This is a genomic window from Rhizobium sp. YAF28, from assembly GCF_052113285.1.
Classification (GTDB): domain Bacteria; phylum Pseudomonadota; class Alphaproteobacteria; order Rhizobiales; family Rhizobiaceae; genus Rhizobium.
On sequence record NZ_JBFRCX010000001.1, the window covers coordinates 459,708 to 474,602 of the forward strand.

Sequence of the window (14,895 nt, forward strand, 5' to 3'; positions counted from 1 at the left end):
TACGTTACCGTAAACCACGCCGTAAATGGCGGGCAGCAACACCTGCGGCTCAGGCCTTTTTCCTGCGCTGCCGCTTGCCGTGCCGCGGGTGAAAATCGACGAGCAGGGATTTCAATTCGAGTTCGCGCACGCGCCGTGCCGCTTCGTCGGGGCTCACCCAATCCAGCATGCGTTGGCCGGTTTCGCGGAACTGCCCTTGCGTATGCTCCACTTCGATCTGGAAGATATCGACGATGCAGGGCGCGACGTCGCCGTCATCCAGCTCCTTCAGATAGGTGTAGCGGCCGACCGGCTGCTTGCTCACCGTTCCGCGCACGCCGGCTTCCTCCCAGGCCTCGATGGCGGCTGCCTCATGCGGCTTCTTCTTTTTCATCGGCCAGCCCTTGGGAATGATCCAGCGGCCGCTGTCGCGCGTGGTGACGACGAGGACTTCGATTTCGGGGTGATCAGTCTCGGGACCGCCGTTTCGGTAACGGAAGCAGAGCGCGCCATATTGCTGGCGAAAGGCGCCTGAGAAAAGCTTCTCGGGTCTTTCTGCAAGCTGCTTCAGCAGGGGCTTTGAGGGTCCGGCGTAGGATTTTGCGCCTTTTTTGCGGGATTTCATGACATCTAGCATTGTCAAATTTTACTTTTTCGATCAATTGCCTGCGACGCTTTATGACAGATTTATGACAGTCTTCTACGACAGTCCCCGGTTCAGGAAGGATCGCCCGAGATGATGAGCGTGTTTCGCAAGATGATGCCGCGGGAGGACCGCTTCTTCGAGATGTTCTGCAGGCATTCGGAGACGGTCGTCGCAGCCGCCCATGCTATGGAAAAGCTGTTGAAGGGCGAGGCGGTTCAGGAGAATTGCGACAAGATCATCGCACTGGAAGACCAGGCTGACGACATCACCCGCGAAGTGCTGGTTGCTGTCCGGCGCAGCTTCATCACGCCCTTTGACCGCGGCGACATCAAGGATCTGATCCAGTCCATGGATGATGCGATCGACATGATGCACAAGACGGTGAAGATCATCCGCCTGTTCGAGCAGACGAGTTTCGACCCGCTGATGCAGGAGATGGGCGGGGAGATCGTCAAGGCGGCGGCCCTGATGGAGGAAGCAATCCCGCTTCTTAACAAGATGGGTGCGAATGCGCAGCGGCTGGCTGTCATCGCCGAAGAGATCACCCGGGTCGAAGGCCGCTCCGACGAACTGCATGACGAGGGGCTCAAGGACCTCTATCGCCGGCATGGCGCCAGCGGCAATGCCATGGCCTACATGATCGGCAGCGAGATCTACTCCAATCTGGAAAAGATCGTCGACCGGTTCGAGGACGTGGCCAATGAAATCAGCGGCGTCGTCATCGAGAACGTCTGATGGAAGCCTCTCTTTCCCTTCCGCTGCTGATCGGGTTGATCGGTGTGGCGCTATTCTTCGATTTCCTGAACGGGCTGCATGATGCGGCAAACTCGATTGCGACCATCGTTTCCACCCGGGTTCTCAGGCCGCAATATGCCGTCGGCTGGGCGGCCTTCTTCAATTTTATCGCCTTCCTGTTTTTCGGCCTGCATGTTGCCGAAACGCTCGGCACCGGCATTATCGATCCGGCCATCGTCTCGCCGCAGGTGATCTTTGCTGCACTGATGGGGGCGATCGTCTGGAACATCGTCACCTGGCTGTTTGGCATTCCCTCTTCGTCTTCGCATGCGCTGGTCGGCGGGCTTGTCGGGGCAGGATGGGCGAAGGTCGGTTTCAGCTCCATCGTCTGGGGCGGCTTGTTGAAGACGGTTGGCGCGATCTTCATGTCGCCGGCGATCGGCTTCCTGCTTGCGCTGTTCTTCGTCCTCGTCGTCTTCTGGCTCTTCGTGCGCCAGACGCCCTTTGCTGTCGACCGCACCTTCCGCTTCATGCAGTTCGTGTCGGCCTCGCTCTATTCGCTCGGACATGGCGGCAACGATGCGCAGAAGACCATGGGCATCATCGCCGTTCTTCTCTTCAGCCAGGGGCAGCTCGGCCCGAGTTTCCATGTGCCGCTCTGGGTGGTCATCTCCTGCCAGTCGGCCATGGCGCTCGGCACGCTCTTCGGCGGCTGGCGGATCGTGCATACGATGGGCTCGAAAATCACCAGGCTCAACCCGATGCAGGGGTTCTGCGCCGAGACCGGCGGGGCGCTGACGCTGTTTGCCGCGACCTGGCTCGGCATTCCCGTGTCGACGACGCATACGATCACCGGAGCGATCATCGGTGTCGGCGCCGCGCGACGCTTGTCGGCCGTGCGCTGGGGTGTTGCGGGCAACATCGTCATCGCCTGGGTGATCACCATGCCGGCTGCCGCTGCCATCGCGGCCGCCTGCTATGGGATTGCAAGCCTGTTTGCCTAAGGGCAGGGGTCCGCTCGATGTATCGGATACCCTAATTTTAGGGGTCGCCATTTTCGATCGGATGTTGCGCTCTATTCTCCATGCAAGGAGAAGGAGACAACGAGCGGACCATGCATTTATCCAGGCATTTATCTGAATTGAATGAGGAAACCCCGGCAAAGACAGGCCGCCGCGAGATCGACCAGTGCGGCGCCATTTGTTGCCGCGTCGAGAGAGGCGGAAGGCTGAGCGTATTGCTCGTCACCAGCCGCGATACCGGACGATGGGTGATCCCGAAGGGCAATCTCGGAAGAAAGGAAAGGCCCTATCGCTGCGCCCAGCGCGAGGCTTTCGAAGAGGCTGGCATCATCGGCAGGGTCAGGAAGAAGCCGATTGGCTTTTACACCTATCTGAAGGATCACGTGACGCCGCTGAGGGTTTCTGTTCATCTGCTGCGGCTGGAGAGCGAGGCCGCGCATTTTCGCGAATATGCCGAGAGGCAGAAGATCTGGATTTCTCCGGCGGAAGCAGCATTACTTGTCGAAGAGCCGGAGCTGCAGGCACTCTTCCGGTGCATCGATGCGGACAATCCCCTGACATCGCAGGACCGGCTGAAGCCGCGTCGGATCCCCGGACGGCGGCCGGTGCATGAGGCGGCGGTATCGCTCGCCACGTCGCCGGCATCGCACTGACGGCCTTCAGTTGCGCGGAATGGACTTTGAAATGACGAAGGCCCGGCATACGGGCCTTCGCGTTACAGGCTAGCGGGGACTGCCGGTCGCCAGGGGTCCCCAGGAGAGCTCGCGATCCGCGACGGTCGCAAGATCGATCACCACTTCGATGCCGGTCCTGATACGCCGCCGCAGGATGTCGGCGCGATCGGAATTCGTCCGGAGCAGGCCGTTCTCGTGCAGCGTCTGAAGCCGCGTGCGCGAAAGCTTGAGCTCGGATGCCAGCAGACGGTCGAGGCGTGTGCCCGCAGGCAAGGGCACCGCCAGTTCGATCTCCAGCCGCGTCCAGCCGATGGCCTCGCGCAGCACCTCCTTGCCGATCTCGAATTCAGGGAATTCGTCGACGCGCTGCGACTTGCGTTTCAATGCGTCGAGGTTGAAGCTTTCGGCGTGGATCCATTTGACATCGTTGGACTGGAGCGCGTCGAGCGTTGCCGGATCGATGTCGCGGACATTCTTGCGCTCGAAGAGCGGCCGGTTCCAGGTCTTGTCGCAAGCGAGGCATTTATAGATCAGCCAGGCATCCAGCTTGCGGCCATTGGCGTTCAGCCGGATCTTGTCGCTCGATTGAAAGGCTCTCAATCCGCCGCATCCGCCACAGGCAATCCAGGGCTGGGGGGCGGTTTTCGGGGTAATGGTCCATCGGACCCGAAGTGCACAGCACATAGTATCTTGGTCTTCCGTTCGGAAGTCCACCAAGATGGCGCGTGAGAAAACCCATGAGGGCGCGGCGTGGCGATGCTTTCGGATGGGTGAAGAGCAGAGACAGCGGAGCTGCACTGGCGTTCGGAACAATGCCAAACCGGTCTCTTGCCGCCACCCGATGAACGTGTTCAACCGCCGATAGCCCGCGGCTATCTGGCGATGGGGGTGAAACTGGATTGAGACCGGTACTTACTTAGGCAAAGTCTACCTCGATGCGCCTATGCTCTTCGCGGATACGGATAGCAAATGATCGGCGCAAAGGGGAGAGCGACGCCGCAGCCCGATGATATCGGCTGCGGCATTGCGGCATTTATGCAACTTTGTGCTGAAGGTTGCTTCGTCTGCGTCAGAGTTCCTGCGCCGTCGGCCGGAACAGGATCTCGTTGATATCGACATCGTCAGGCTGGGCGATCGCGAAGGCGACCACCCTTGCGAAGCTCTCGGCCGGGATGGCGTAGCGTTCGTAGAAATCGGCAATGCCGGCCGCGACATCGGCCTCGGTAATGCTCTGCGGCAGTTCGGACTCCACCGCGCCGGGCGAGACGATCGTCGTGCGGATATTGTAGGGCTTCACCTCCTGGCGCAGGCCCTCCGAGATGACGCGGACGGCAGTCTTGGTCGCCGCGTAAACGGCACTGCCGGGGCGGACCTTGTGGCCGGCGACCGAGGAGACGTTGATGATATGGCCGCTCTTCTGTTCCTTCATGTGGGGAAGGGCGGCGGCAATGCCGTAGAGCACGCCTTTAAGGTTCACGTCGATCATCCGGTCCCAGTCGTCGATCTTGCCGCGCTCCAAGGGAGAGTGCGGCATGAGGCCGGCATTGTTGACGATAACGTCGATGCGACCATGCAGGCGGACGGCCTGATCGACGAGGTGCCTGACCTGATCGGCCTGTGTCACGTCGGTTTCGATGGCAGAATCCTCGACCAAGCCGATCTCGGCCACCAGCGCCTTGAGCCGGTCGATCCGGCGGGCGCCAAGCACGACCTTGGCGCCGGCATTGGCAAGATGACGGGCGGTCGCTCCGCCGAGGCCGCTGCTTGCGCCTGTGATGACAACCGTCTTTCCCTTGATATTGTCGGTCATGACAACTCCTTTCAAGGCCGGCAACTTAGCGGCCGACGCGGGCCTGCAGGTGCGCCGGGTAGCGATCTCCCTGCACGGTGACATCAGATAGGGCGGTCTCGATCTCCCGCAGGTCCTCAGCGGTGAGTTCGATTGCCGCGCCCCCGATATTCTCCTCCAGCCGGTGCAGCTTGGTGGTTCCGGGGATCGGGGCGATCCACGGTTTCTGGGCGAGCAGCCAAGCGAGGGCGATCTGCGCCGGGGTGGCCTTTTTGCTCGCAGCGATCCCGCTCAGCACTGCGACGAGGCCTTGATTGGCCTTGCGGTTTTCTTCCGAAAAGCGCGGCACGACGTTACGGAAATCCGTCTTGTCGAAACTGGTGTTCTCGGTGATCGCGCCTGTCAGGAACCCCTTGCCGAGCGGGCTGAAGGGCACGAAGCCGATGCCGAGTTCTTCGAGCAGCGGCAGGATCTCCTTCTCGGGCTCGCGCCACCAGAGGGAATATTCGCTCTGCAGGGCCGCGACGGGCTGAACCGCATGCGCCCGGCGGATCGAACCGGCTCCGGCCTCGGACATGCCGAAGTGCTTGACCTTGCCCGCAGCGATCAGATCCTTCACCGCACCGGCGACATCTTCCATCGGCACTTCGGTATCGACGCGGTGCTGGTAGAAGAGATCGATGCAATCCGTGCGCAGCCGCTTGAGGGCAGCATCGGCGACCTCACGGATGCGCTCGGGGCGGCTGTCCTGGCCCTTGCTGACATCACCGTCGCGAAAGCCGAATTTGGTGGCGATCACCACCTGATCGCGGAAGGGTTCGAGGGCTTCGCCGAGCAGTTCCTCATTGGCGCCCTGGGCATAGGCTTCGGCCGTATCGAAGAAGGTCACGCCGCGGTCGAAAGCGGTGCGGATGAGGGTGATGGCGGCCTGCTTTTCCGTTGCCGGGCCGTAGCCATAGCTCAGCCCCATGCAGCCGAGGCCGAGGGCCGAGACTTCGGGGCCATGCGTTCCGAGTTTGCGCTTCTGCATTATCGTGTCTCCATCAGGTGATATTGTTCGTCCGTGACCTTCTCCATCCAGTCGACGGGACTGCCGTTCAGCTTTTCAGCGATGGCGATGTGGCTCATGGCGGTGCCTGCCGTGGCGCCGTGCCAGTGTTTTTCGCCGGGTGCGAACCAGATTATGTCGCCCGGCCGGATTTCTTCGATCGGGCCGCCCTCGCGCTGCGCCCAGCCGAGGCCGGAAACGACGATGAGCGTCTGGCCGAGCGGATGGGTATGCCAGGCGGTGCGTGCGCCCGGCTCGAAAGTCACCGTGGCGCCGCCGACGCGGTCGGGATCATCGCTGTCGAAACGGGAGTCGAGACGCACGGTCCCGGTGAAAAAGGCCTCCGGTCCCTTTACGGATGGTGCGAAACCGCTTCGCTTGATCTGCATGTTGAGCATCCTCGTCTGCGGATAATTTCTGCCGATCTTCATTTAGCGGCTACGCAGTTCTGCGATTAGACGCTAAAACCGGCATGAACCTATTAGGGCAACTTATGAATGAGCCGGACCAACCTTGACGATATTGCCGCCTTCCTGACCGTCGCGCGCGAGGGAAGTTTTACACGGGCTGCCGCCATGCTCGGTGTGTCCCAGTCGGCGCTCAGCCAGACGGTGCGCGGCCTCGAGGAGCGGATGGGGCTGCGTCTGCTCACGCGCACAACACGCAAGGTTTCGCCGACCGATGCCGGCGAGCGGCTGATCCAGTCGGTCGGGCCGCGGCTGGATGAGATCAACGCGGAGCTCGCGCAACTATCGGCGCTGCGCGACAAGCCCTCGGGCACAGTGCGCATTTCGGCAGGCGAACAGGCGGCAGAACTGATCCTCCTGCCGGCCGTGGAGAGGCTGCTGTCGCAATATCCCGATATTGCCATAGAAATCCTCGTCGATAACGGCCTGACCGATATCGTCGCCGAACGCCTCGATGCCGGCGTGCGGCTCGGCGAACAGGTTGCGAAGGACATGGTGGCCGTCCGCATCGGCCCGGATGTCAGGATGGCTGTCGTCGGCTCCCCCGGTTATTTCGCGGGGCGAGATCGCCCGCACACGCCGCATGACCTGACGGAGCATAATTGCATCAATCTGCGGCTGCCGACGGCTGGCGGTTTCTATGCTTGGGAATTCGAGCAGGGTGGCCGAGAGCTGCGCGTGCGGGTGGAGGGTCAGCTCGCGGTCAATACCGGTGCGCTGGCCGTCAAGGCGGCTCTTGCCGGCGCGGGTCTTGCCTTCGTGCTGGAAGACCGCATTGGCGACGATCTCGAGGCGGGCCGGCTGACTCGCGTGCTCTCGGACTGGTGCCCGCCTTTTTCAGGTTTCCATCTCTATTATCCCAGCCGGCGCCAACCGACGCCGGCCTTCGCTGTTGTGGTGGATGCGCTGCGCTATCGCGGCTGAACGGTCGCGGTGCTCAGAAGCCCAAGCGCTTAAGATCTTCGGGCAGGAAATTCTGGCCGCTGCGGTTCCTGACGGCGGGCAGATCAGCCATGCGTGCCTGCCACTGCGCCAGCGCATCGAGGCCTGACGGGACGATGCCGGCAACTTCGGCAAAGGCGAGGCCGGCGAGCAGCGTGATGTCGGCCATCGAATAGGTCTCGCCTGTCAGGAAGGGCTGCCTGGTGAGGATCTCGTTGAAATAGCGCAGACCCTCCTTTGCCTTCTCGCCCTCGCGCTCGCCCATTTCGGTGCGGCCCGGCCAATGCGGGCTCTTGAAGGCCTGCAATGCCGCGCCGAGGCCGGGTGTGGCGTGATGGAAGTAGATGCCGACGGGATCGAGCACATAGGCCTCGGCGCGGCGCTGCATCATGTGGATGAGCGCCTTTTCCCGCGGGGTGCGGCCGGTAAGCTCCGGCTTGCCATCGAGATTGTCGAGATATTCGGTAATCGCCGTGCTTTCGGAAATCAGCGTGCCGTCATCCAGCTCCAGCACCGGCAGGACGCCCGACGGATTCTTCGCGAGGAAGGCGGGCTGCTTGTGCTCGGCGGCGATCAGGTCGACCGGCACGAATTCGATTTCGGAATCCAGGCCCTTTTGCGCCAGCACGATGCGGATGCGCATGGGGTTGGGAAAGCCCGGTCTGTCATAGATTTTCATGGAATTCTCTTTCGTTTGGGCAGGCGTGAAGGCGCGCCTCTTCGATCGAGAGGACACCGAGCCCGAGGGATTGCCGATCAAGGTTTGGAAGGGCGGAGAGCTGTTGGCCGCGCTTCTTGCCAAGATATGGCATGCGGCCTATTGTTTGATAATAAACCCCTATCTGATCACGCTGTAAAGCAAGGCTACACAATGGATCGAGCGGAACTGGATGGCCTTGCGATATTTCTGGCGGTGGCCGAGCAGAACGGGTTTCGCGCAGCCGCACGCCAGCTGGGGCTGACCCCATCGGCAATCAGCCAGGGCATACAGACGCTGGAACGGCGAGTGGGGGCTGCACTGTTTGCGCGAACGACCCGCAGCGTGCGGCTGACGGAAGCGGGCCAGAAGCTGCTTGCGCATGCCAAGCCGGCAGCGGCGATGTTTCAGGCCGGCGTGAACGCCGCCCGCGATCTCGGCGAACAGCCGAGTGGCAATTTACGCATCAATGCGCCGCGCCCGGCGGTTTCACTGCTGATCAACAGCCTCCTGCCTGACTTCCACGAGGCCTATCCCGGTATCACCCTGGAGCTTGTCGGCGACGACGAGTTCACCAACATCGTCGAGCAAGGGTTCGATGCCGGTATCCGGCTCGGGCATACGATCGAGCTCGACATGGTCTCGACCTGGCTGACGCCGTCGGACAAGTTCGTTGTCGTCGGCGCGCCGAGCCTGCTCAAGAAATATCCACGGCCCGGCCATCCACGAGAGTTGCAGGGGTTGCCCGCTCTCTTGACCCGGAGAGGCGGGCAGGTGTCGCGGACCTGGGAATTCGTCGATGGCGGCGAAAGCCTGAAGGTTGCTGTCGATGGTCCGCTCATTCTCAACGATTACGAGGCCTCGATCCGGGCTGCCCTTCGCGGCGTCGGCTTCCTCTACACGGTCGGCTCTGTTGTCAGGCACTATATCGAGCAGGGAAGTCTCATCCCGGTGCTGGAGGATCACGCCCGCGATGTGCCGGGGCTCTGCCTCTACTACCCGAGCCGCAGCCAATCGCTGCCCAAGCTCAGGGCCTTCGTCGATTTCGCGACGAAGCGCATGCGGCAGGGAATGACGTCGGACGCGTTCTCGGTGCAGCCGCAGCGGCCGCCAGAAAGCTGAGGGCCGGCGCCCAATCGACACCGGCCCCGGCTTTACGATTTAAGCCACGTGCTGAAGCTGGACTTCGCGATTGTGGAGAAAGCAGGCTTTGCTGAACAGCGTGAGGTCAAGCCGGTTGGGCAGGCGCACATCCGACAGATCCGGCAAGCCCTTGCCGTCAGCCTCGAAGGATCGGTCGATCTGCGAGATGAAGGCCAGCACGATACCGGTTTCGCGAGCGAAGGTCTGGAGTGCAGACACTTGCTCCGAAAGGCCGGGCTTGCTGCGCTGCTGATCGAGGATCTGCAGATAGTCGATGACAGCCACCGTTCCGCGCGGCGCACCCGCGAGATGCCGCATGACATAATCGGCGCTGATCTCGTCCGAGGTTACGATCTCGATCTTCTCGCCAAGCGCTTCGCCTTCCGGCAGAGCATGAATACGCTTCATGGTCTGCTGTTCGGTATATTCGAGCGTGAAGAAGGTGGCCTTACGGCTTTCCCTGACGGCATCGAGCAGAAGCTGGAGGCCGAGCAGGGTCTTGCCGTGCCCAGGACGGGCGGCGATCAAAAGCAGATCGCCTTCGGCAAGCTGCGACAGCATGGGTGTGGCCGGTAGCAGCGTTTCATGCTGGGAAGCAAGCAGGCTCCAGGCCGTAAAACCTTCTTCCTGCGCGATACGGTCCAATGCCTGGTGAAGCGGGATCGTATCCGTACGCGCCAGCAATTTCGCACGGCGCTTCAGCTGATAGATGGGTGCAGACAGTTTCATTCAAACCTCCATTGCGAGCCGGAAACGCAACCCCTCCTTATGCGGTGCTCGAACAGATGGTTCGATGGTGGATAAACCCCGCATGGACGATGCTTTCCCGGCTGGAGGGAGGAGGCCTGGGTCGAGCCTTGTCCAAGAGGTAGCGGGCGTTGCGATTCGCGACAAGTGGGAAGTTGTGGGGTCGTTCGGATCACGCCAGGCCCGCAACCAACTTAACCTGCTGAACAGGTGCGAGCGTCCGGTAATCCCTTGATGAAGGCGAACTCTTGAAGAGTTGCGGCTGTGTCTTGCTCATTATCTCGCTGTCCTCTTGCCGCCCTAACAGCGTGTAGGTCGAGCAATAAATAACGGAGGACAGGCATGCTGATCAGACGCTATAATCCGCATAAACTTAGAAATGGGATTTATGAATGAGAAAAGGTGATTTCAGCGAGCTGGCGGCATTTATTATGGTTGTGGAGGAGGGAAGTTTCACGCGCGCGGCCGCGAAGCTTGGCCTCTCCCAGTCTGCACTGAGCTATGCTGTTCGAATGCTCGAGCGACGTCTGGATGTGCGGTTGATTTCACGGACGACGCGCAGCCTTTCGACGACAGAGGCCGGAGAACGGCTGTTTCACAGCCTGCGTCCGGCATTTGATCATATCGACAGTGAAATCGCCGCGCTCACTGCCCTTCGGGATAAGCCCGCAGGCACGATTCGTATCACTACCTTTCGGCACGCCGCACGAATGGTGCTCTGGCCCGCACTGCTGAAGCTCGTGCCTGAGTATCCGGACATCGTCGTTGAGATCAATGTCGACGAAGGACTTACCGATATCGTCGCCGGCCGATTTGACGCTGGCATACGCCTCGGCGAGCAGGTCGAGAAGGACATGGTAGCAGTGCGGGTGAGCCCTGATGTTCGAATGGCGGTTGTTGGGTCGCCCGCTTACTTTGCCAACCGTAAGCGCCCGGAAACGCCACGTGACCTGCACAACCACGCTTGCGTAAGCTATAGGCAGAGCAGGGGAGGTGGTCTCTATGCTTGGGAGTTCGAACGTGACGGCGTTGAGCTGGAGGCGCGCGTCAGCGGATCGCTCATCCTCAATGATAACGAGATGCTGGAAAACGCAGCCCTCGATGGATTCGGGCTGGTTTATGTCTTCGAAAGCCAGGTTTCCCATCATGTGGCCGAGGGACGGTTGATCCGAGTTCTGGAAGACTGGTGCCCACCATTCCCAGGCTATCACCTCTACTATCCAAGCAGGCGACAACACACACCGGCCTTTTCCCTTCTGGTGGAGGCACTCCGTTACAGGGGACCGTAGCGGTCGATTTGCGTCGTAGATATGCTGGTGCGGAACCACTGCCTCAAGTCGATCAGAAGTTCTAAACCTCCATTCACCGCCAGTATTTATCAATCCCATTTCTAACCCCATGCAGAAAATGGGGCCTAATCGCTCATTGCTGCGCTGCTTATCTCCCTCCACGAGGACGGGCATCAAACCATTGTGCCGTCGGAGTGATCGAGCTCGCTTGAGCGCAAGGTGAACTGACACGGATCGTCCTCCTTAAATGAAACGACGGCTTCGCCGCCAAATTTCAGGAGACAAGGCATGGACAAAAACAATCAAAAGGCGCGCCCGAATGCTGCCAAGCACTTCGGCCTTGATCGCCGTGATTTTTTGATTAACGCCGCGCTCGCCGGTGCGGTGTTGCCCGCCGTATCGGCGGCCTGGGCGGCCTCACCGGATCAACGGCAGGGATACCAAAGCGTTCTCCATACAGGACAGGGGCAGATGAAAACGCGAAAACTCGGAACGCTGGAAGTCTCGGAAATAGGAGCTGGGTGCATGAGCATCAGCGCCAACTATGGCCCACCCGCCGATAGAGCCCAGGGTATCAACACTATTCGCACCGCCCACGAAAACGGCGTCACATTCTTTGATACCGCCGAAGTCTATGGTCCGTATACGAGCGAAGATCTCGTTGGAGAAGCATTGGCACCCATTCGCGACCAGGTGAAAATCGCCACCAAGTTCGGCTTTGCAATTGACGGCACGATAGGCCTAAACAGCCGCCCAGAGCGGATCAAGCAGGTGGCAGAAGCCTCGCTCAAACGGCTGAAGACCGATCGCATCGACCTCTTTTACCAACACCGCGTCGACCCCAAGGTGCCGATCGAAGATGTGGCTGGTGCGGTCAAAGACCTGATCCAGGAAGGCAAGGTTCTGCATTTCGGTCTATCGGAGCCAAGCGCCAGGACAATTCGCAGGGCGCATGCTGTCCAGCCTGTAACGGCGGTCCAGACCGAATACTCCGTGATGGAGAGAAGCCCTGAGCGCAATGGCGTTCTTGCCGCATGTGAAGAGCTTGGCATCGGCTTCGTCCCTTGGGGCCCAGTAGGAATGGGATATCTCACAGGGAAAATGGACGCGAGCACAAGGTTCGACACGAAAACCGATCTTCGACCGACATTCGATCGTTTCAGCCCTGACAACCTGGCGGCCAATATGCCGTATGTTGAATTGCTGAAGCAGTTCGCCGAAAAGAACAGTTCAACACCCTCGCAGATCGCCTTGGCGTGGCTGCTGGCGCAGAAGCCGTTCATAGTTCCCATCCCAGGCACGCGCAATATCGATCACCTGAGTGAGAATCTGGGTGCGCTTCGGGTTGAGCTGACGCCTGAAGACCTTCGCGAGCTCGGAACTGCCCTCTCGGCACTGACCGTGCACGGGGGCCGCATGAATGAAATGCAAATGGGGCTCGTTGACCAGACAGCCTAAGCACCAAAGCGATCGCGGCCGCAGTTCTTTGGCTCTGCAGCCCCGCTGCCAGCTTTGCGCTCGGGTTGCTCTGCTGGTGGATGGTGGTTTTACAGCGCACTGAGGCTTTGCCACGTTCGACATCGGAACGGGGATACTTCGCTCCGATGCCTCACAGAAATTGCGCGAAATCTATGGCTACCCAAAGCTGATCTGAGACCGCTCAAGCACTCTGCTGGCGCTCTTCGATGATTGCCGGATTTAGAAGTCCGCTTTCTAAGCCCATGCAAATACCCCCACCTACTCTGATCGGGTTCGCCAGAATACGGTGATCTCGATTACGTGTGCCAAATCCTGCCCGGCGGGCAAACGAAGGGAATCCTAAATGGCCAAGGCCAGACCCGAAAAGACTAATGTACCATCCGCTTCGATCGTGCGTCTTGTGTTTATCGTGGCCGCTTTCGTCTCTTTCGCCTGCCTGTTCGGCTCTTCGGCAATGGCGCAAGCAACCGGAAATCGGGCCGCGTTCCCTAAAAACTTCGACGAGTATGTGCTCTATGCGACCTACGACCGCGGCTCTTCCAAGGAGGAAGCGTTTGCAACCCGCGAAACCCTGGAGATCGCGAAATCTGGCCGACCGCTTCCACCTGGTACGCAATTGGTCCTGGGCATCTGGGCGGACTACAAACTCACTGGCTATTTCTTTATGGAGAAAGGTGTGGACTGGGGTCTCAGCGTCCCTCAGGAGCAGCGCACCGGCGACTGGCATTTTCAGCAGTTCGATACCAACATGCAGGTCAAGCGGACGGCGTTCGCTGAGCGGTGCCAATCGTGCCACGGATCCCAGGCAGACAATGACTTCATGTTCACAACCGACAGAATGCGGGCTTACATCCCTTGAAGCCGCTGTTTTTCTTGCGGTTGATCCTCGATTTCTTGGCGGCCGGCTTCTTGCTGGCCGCCTTGGCTTACGACTGGCTCGGCAATGCGGTGCACGAGATCATCGGCACGGGCATGTTCCTGCTGTTGATCAGCCATAACATTTTCAACCGCCGTTGGTACGGCATGATCACGAAGGGTTGGCGCGAGCCGCGCAGCTTTATCACCAAGATGATCAATCTCCCGCTTCTAGTCACCATGCTGTCTCTGCTGGTGACCAGCGTAATCATCTCGCAGACCGTCTTCAGCTTCCTGCCGTTGACCAGCACCTTCACCGTGCGCCAGATCCACGCTCTGACGGCTTATCTGGCGCTGCTGATAGCAGCCATCCATCTCGGTCTGCACTGGTCGATGATCATGGATGTGGTGCGCGGCAGGTTCGGCATCACGACCAAGAGCAGACTGCGTACCTTTGTCTTACGAACGGCAGCTATCGTGATCGCTGCCTGCGGCGTTCGGAGCCTGTTCGTGGTCAATATCGGGCCAAAGCTGTTCATGCAAACGAGCTTGGAATTCTGGGATTTCCAGAAGGCGATGCTAGCCTTCTTCCTGCATCACACCGCGATCATCGGACTGGGCGTGTTTCTCGCTCACTACGGCTTGAGATTGATCAGAGACCTGAGGCACCGGGCAGCATAGCCCCGGCCGCAAATCCGGCGTCTATTTAGAAATGCGCTTTCTAGCTTCATGCAAATTATGCATTCTAATCAAATAGACTGAGCCAGCCTATCTTCCTGTCTATCGAAACAGGAAGTTCAGCATGAGCAAGGCTTGGTGCGAGCAGCGGCATCGAAAACTGCCCCAGCGGCATACGAGCCCATAGCGAACTGTCCAGATCGACGGATCGGCTCTCCAATCCATCTCAACTCAAAACCAAAGGACCTCAGACAATGAAGAAATTCATTTTCGGCGCGGCCGCTGTCATGGCGCTGGCTCTCGCCTCAACCGGTCATGCCCAGGATTCCCAGGCTCCCGGCTACATGATCGCCAACTACACGATCAAGGATCAGGCCGGCTATAGCAAATACATGGAAGAGGCCGGTCCGCTCGCGCCGAAATTCGGCGGCAGGATCATCGTATTCAACCTGAATGCCACCGCGGTGGAAGGCGAGCCGAAAAAGGTCATGGCCATAGCCGAGTTCCCAAGCATGGCCGACGCGCAACGCTTCTACAATTCTCCGGAGTACACGGCCGCCCGGAAGTTCCGCGTCGCCTCTACCGAAGGCTCGGTCATCATCACCGAAGGTTTTGTTCCTCCCAAGCAGTGAAGACCGGATGGGGCGAGGCGCGATGATATGTGTGCGTCTCGCCCCCGAATTCCAGCTGAAATCAACGTCCCAA

The 14,895-nt window shown here is 59.9% G+C and carries 18 protein-coding genes; 11 read left to right on the forward strand and 7 right to left on the reverse strand.

All coding sequences use genetic code 11. The annotated features are described in order from the left end of the window. Positions 1–49: 49 nt before the first annotated feature. Positions 50–604, reverse strand: a complete 555-nt coding sequence (locus AB4Z13_RS02400; protein WP_439015249.1) for an NUDIX hydrolase — start codon at positions 602–604, stop codon at positions 50–52. 111 nt (positions 605–715) lie between these two features. Between AB4Z13_RS02400 and AB4Z13_RS02405 the strand changes: the two genes are divergently transcribed. The 3 genes from AB4Z13_RS02405 to AB4Z13_RS02415 all read left to right on the forward strand — a co-directional run bounded on the left by AB4Z13_RS02405 (position 716) and on the right by AB4Z13_RS02415 (position 3,035). Then, positions 716–1,360, forward strand: coding sequence for a DUF47 domain-containing protein (locus AB4Z13_RS02405; RefSeq protein ID WP_442205705.1), 645 nt, complete (start codon positions 716–718; stop codon positions 1,358–1,360). Next, on the forward strand, positions 1,360–2,364 hold the full coding sequence (locus AB4Z13_RS02410; RefSeq protein WP_442205706.1) for an anion permease: 1,005 nt from the start codon (positions 1,360–1,362) through the stop codon (positions 2,362–2,364). Before AB4Z13_RS02405 ends, AB4Z13_RS02410 begins: the two co-directional genes overlap by 1 nt. A 137-nt stretch (positions 2,365–2,501) precedes the next feature. Then, a complete protein-coding gene (locus AB4Z13_RS02415; RefSeq protein WP_442205707.1) occupies positions 2,502–3,035 on the forward strand; it encodes an NUDIX hydrolase in 534 nt (177 codons plus the stop codon). Positions 3,036–3,104: 69 nt separating this feature from the next. Here AB4Z13_RS02415 and AB4Z13_RS02420 read toward each other — a convergent pair whose 3' ends face one another. From AB4Z13_RS02420 to AB4Z13_RS02435, 4 genes are all read right to left on the reverse strand, one after another. Then, positions 3,105–3,740 (reverse strand): DUF1062 domain-containing protein, encoded by a 636-nt coding sequence (locus AB4Z13_RS02420; protein WP_442205708.1) that lies wholly within the window; start codon positions 3,738–3,740, stop codon positions 3,105–3,107. 385 nt (positions 3,741–4,125) lie between these two features. Beyond that, complete coding sequence (locus AB4Z13_RS02425; RefSeq protein WP_442205709.1) at positions 4,126–4,866, reverse strand: SDR family oxidoreductase; 741 nt, start codon at positions 4,864–4,866, stop codon at positions 4,126–4,128. A 25-nt stretch (positions 4,867–4,891) separates the two neighbouring features. Then, positions 4,892–5,875, reverse strand: coding sequence for an aldo/keto reductase (locus AB4Z13_RS02430; RefSeq protein WP_442205710.1), 984 nt, complete (start codon positions 5,873–5,875; stop codon positions 4,892–4,894). Next, the gene (locus AB4Z13_RS02435; RefSeq protein WP_442205711.1) at positions 5,875–6,282 is read right to left on the reverse strand and encodes a (R)-mandelonitrile lyase; all 408 of its coding nucleotides are present in this window, start codon (positions 6,280–6,282) and stop codon (positions 5,875–5,877) included. The genes AB4Z13_RS02430 and AB4Z13_RS02435 overlap by 1 nt, the downstream gene beginning before the upstream one ends. 108 nt (positions 6,283–6,390) lie before the next feature. On the opposite strand from AB4Z13_RS02435, the gene AB4Z13_RS02440 reads away from it, so the two are divergent. Next, positions 6,391–7,284: a LysR family transcriptional regulator gene (locus AB4Z13_RS02440; RefSeq protein WP_113321544.1), complete on the forward strand. Its 894-nt coding sequence runs from the start codon at positions 6,391–6,393 to the stop codon at positions 7,282–7,284. A 13-nt stretch (positions 7,285–7,297) separates the two neighbouring features. Here the strand turns inward: AB4Z13_RS02440 and AB4Z13_RS02445 are convergent, their stop codons facing one another. After that, entirely contained in the window at positions 7,298–7,981 is a 684-nt protein-coding gene (locus AB4Z13_RS02445) for a glutathione S-transferase family protein (protein ID WP_442205712.1), read from the reverse strand. On the opposite strand from AB4Z13_RS02445, the gene AB4Z13_RS02450 reads away from it, so the two are divergent. Beyond that, positions 7,980–8,159, forward strand: coding sequence for a hypothetical protein (locus AB4Z13_RS02450; RefSeq protein ID WP_442205713.1), 180 nt, complete (start codon positions 7,980–7,982; stop codon positions 8,157–8,159). The two genes, AB4Z13_RS02445 and AB4Z13_RS02450, sit on opposite strands and share 2 nt — an antisense overlap. A 14-nt stretch (positions 8,160–8,173) precedes the next feature. Then, positions 8,174–9,121 carry a LysR family transcriptional regulator gene (locus AB4Z13_RS02455; RefSeq protein ID WP_442205714.1) on the forward strand — a complete coding sequence of 316 codons (948 nt, stop codon included), beginning with the start codon at positions 8,174–8,176 and terminating at the stop codon, positions 9,119–9,121. Between the two features lie 39 nt (positions 9,122–9,160). Here the strand turns inward: AB4Z13_RS02455 and AB4Z13_RS02460 are convergent, their stop codons facing one another. Next, positions 9,161–9,871 carry a DNA helicase gene (locus AB4Z13_RS02460; RefSeq protein WP_113321541.1) on the reverse strand — a complete coding sequence of 237 codons (711 nt, stop codon included), beginning with the start codon at positions 9,869–9,871 and terminating at the stop codon, positions 9,161–9,163. Positions 9,872–10,281: 410 nt separating this feature from the next. On the opposite strand from AB4Z13_RS02460, the gene AB4Z13_RS02465 reads away from it, so the two are divergent. The 5 genes from AB4Z13_RS02465 to AB4Z13_RS02485 all read left to right on the forward strand — a co-directional run bounded on the left by AB4Z13_RS02465 (position 10,282) and on the right by AB4Z13_RS02485 (position 14,822). After that, entirely contained in the window at positions 10,282–11,178 is an 897-nt protein-coding gene (locus AB4Z13_RS02465) for a LysR substrate-binding domain-containing protein (RefSeq protein WP_442205715.1), read from the forward strand. A gap of 288 nt (positions 11,179–11,466) precedes the next feature. Continuing rightward, the gene (locus AB4Z13_RS02470) at positions 11,467–12,636 is read left to right on the forward strand and encodes an aldo/keto reductase (protein WP_442205716.1); all 1,170 of its coding nucleotides are present in this window, start codon (positions 11,467–11,469) and stop codon (positions 12,634–12,636) included. A 364-nt stretch (positions 12,637–13,000) separates the two neighbouring features. Beyond that, on the forward strand, positions 13,001–13,516 hold the full coding sequence (locus AB4Z13_RS02475) for a cytochrome P460 family protein (protein WP_442205717.1): 516 nt from the start codon (positions 13,001–13,003) through the stop codon (positions 13,514–13,516). Beyond that, positions 13,513–14,193, forward strand: a complete 681-nt coding sequence (locus AB4Z13_RS02480; RefSeq protein ID WP_442205718.1) for a DUF4405 domain-containing protein — start codon at positions 13,513–13,515, stop codon at positions 14,191–14,193. Before AB4Z13_RS02475 ends, AB4Z13_RS02480 begins: the two co-directional genes overlap by 4 nt. 251 nt (positions 14,194–14,444) lie before the next feature. Next, positions 14,445–14,822: a DUF1330 domain-containing protein gene (locus AB4Z13_RS02485; RefSeq protein ID WP_439015235.1), complete on the forward strand. Its 378-nt coding sequence runs from the start codon at positions 14,445–14,447 to the stop codon at positions 14,820–14,822. The last annotated feature ends 73 nt before the right edge of the window (positions 14,823–14,895 follow it).

Bases quoted from the DNA above. Each gene is read 5' to 3' on its own strand.
- AB4Z13_RS02400 (WP_439015249.1), bottom strand. From the start codon at position 604: ATGAAATCCCGCAAAAAAGGCGCAAAATCCTACGCCGGACCCTCAAAG.
- AB4Z13_RS02405 (WP_442205705.1), top strand. From the start codon at position 716: ATGATGAGCGTGTTTCGCAAGATGATGCCGCGGGAGGACCGCTTCTTC.
- AB4Z13_RS02410 (WP_442205706.1), top strand. From the start codon at position 1,360: ATGGAAGCCTCTCTTTCCCTTCCGCTGCTGATCGGGTTGATCGGTGTG.
- AB4Z13_RS02420 (WP_442205708.1), bottom strand. From the start codon at position 3,740: ATGTGCTGTGCACTTCGGGTCCGATGGACCATTACCCCGAAAACCGCC.
- AB4Z13_RS02425 (WP_442205709.1), bottom strand. From the start codon at position 4,866: ATGACCGACAATATCAAGGGAAAGACGGTTGTCATCACAGGCGCAAGC.
- AB4Z13_RS02430 (WP_442205710.1), bottom strand. From the start codon at position 5,875: ATGCAGAAGCGCAAACTCGGAACGCATGGCCCCGAAGTCTCGGCCCTC.
- AB4Z13_RS02435 (WP_442205711.1), bottom strand. From the start codon at position 6,282: ATGCAGATCAAGCGAAGCGGTTTCGCACCATCCGTAAAGGGACCGGAG.
- AB4Z13_RS02440 (WP_113321544.1), top strand. From the start codon at position 6,391: ATGAGCCGGACCAACCTTGACGATATTGCCGCCTTCCTGACCGTCGCG.
- AB4Z13_RS02450 (WP_442205713.1), top strand. From the start codon at position 7,980: ATGGAATTCTCTTTCGTTTGGGCAGGCGTGAAGGCGCGCCTCTTCGAT.
- AB4Z13_RS02445 (WP_442205712.1), bottom strand. From the start codon at position 7,981: ATGAAAATCTATGACAGACCGGGCTTTCCCAACCCCATGCGCATCCGC.
- AB4Z13_RS02455 (WP_442205714.1), top strand. From the start codon at position 8,174: ATGGATCGAGCGGAACTGGATGGCCTTGCGATATTTCTGGCGGTGGCC.
- AB4Z13_RS02460 (WP_113321541.1), bottom strand. From the start codon at position 9,871: ATGAAACTGTCTGCACCCATCTATCAGCTGAAGCGCCGTGCGAAATTG.
- AB4Z13_RS02465 (WP_442205715.1), top strand. From the start codon at position 10,282: ATGAGAAAAGGTGATTTCAGCGAGCTGGCGGCATTTATTATGGTTGTG.
- AB4Z13_RS02470 (WP_442205716.1), top strand. From the start codon at position 11,467: ATGGACAAAAACAATCAAAAGGCGCGCCCGAATGCTGCCAAGCACTTC.
- AB4Z13_RS02475 (WP_442205717.1), top strand. From the start codon at position 13,001: ATGGCCAAGGCCAGACCCGAAAAGACTAATGTACCATCCGCTTCGATC.
- AB4Z13_RS02485 (WP_439015235.1), top strand. From the start codon at position 14,445: ATGAAGAAATTCATTTTCGGCGCGGCCGCTGTCATGGCGCTGGCTCTC.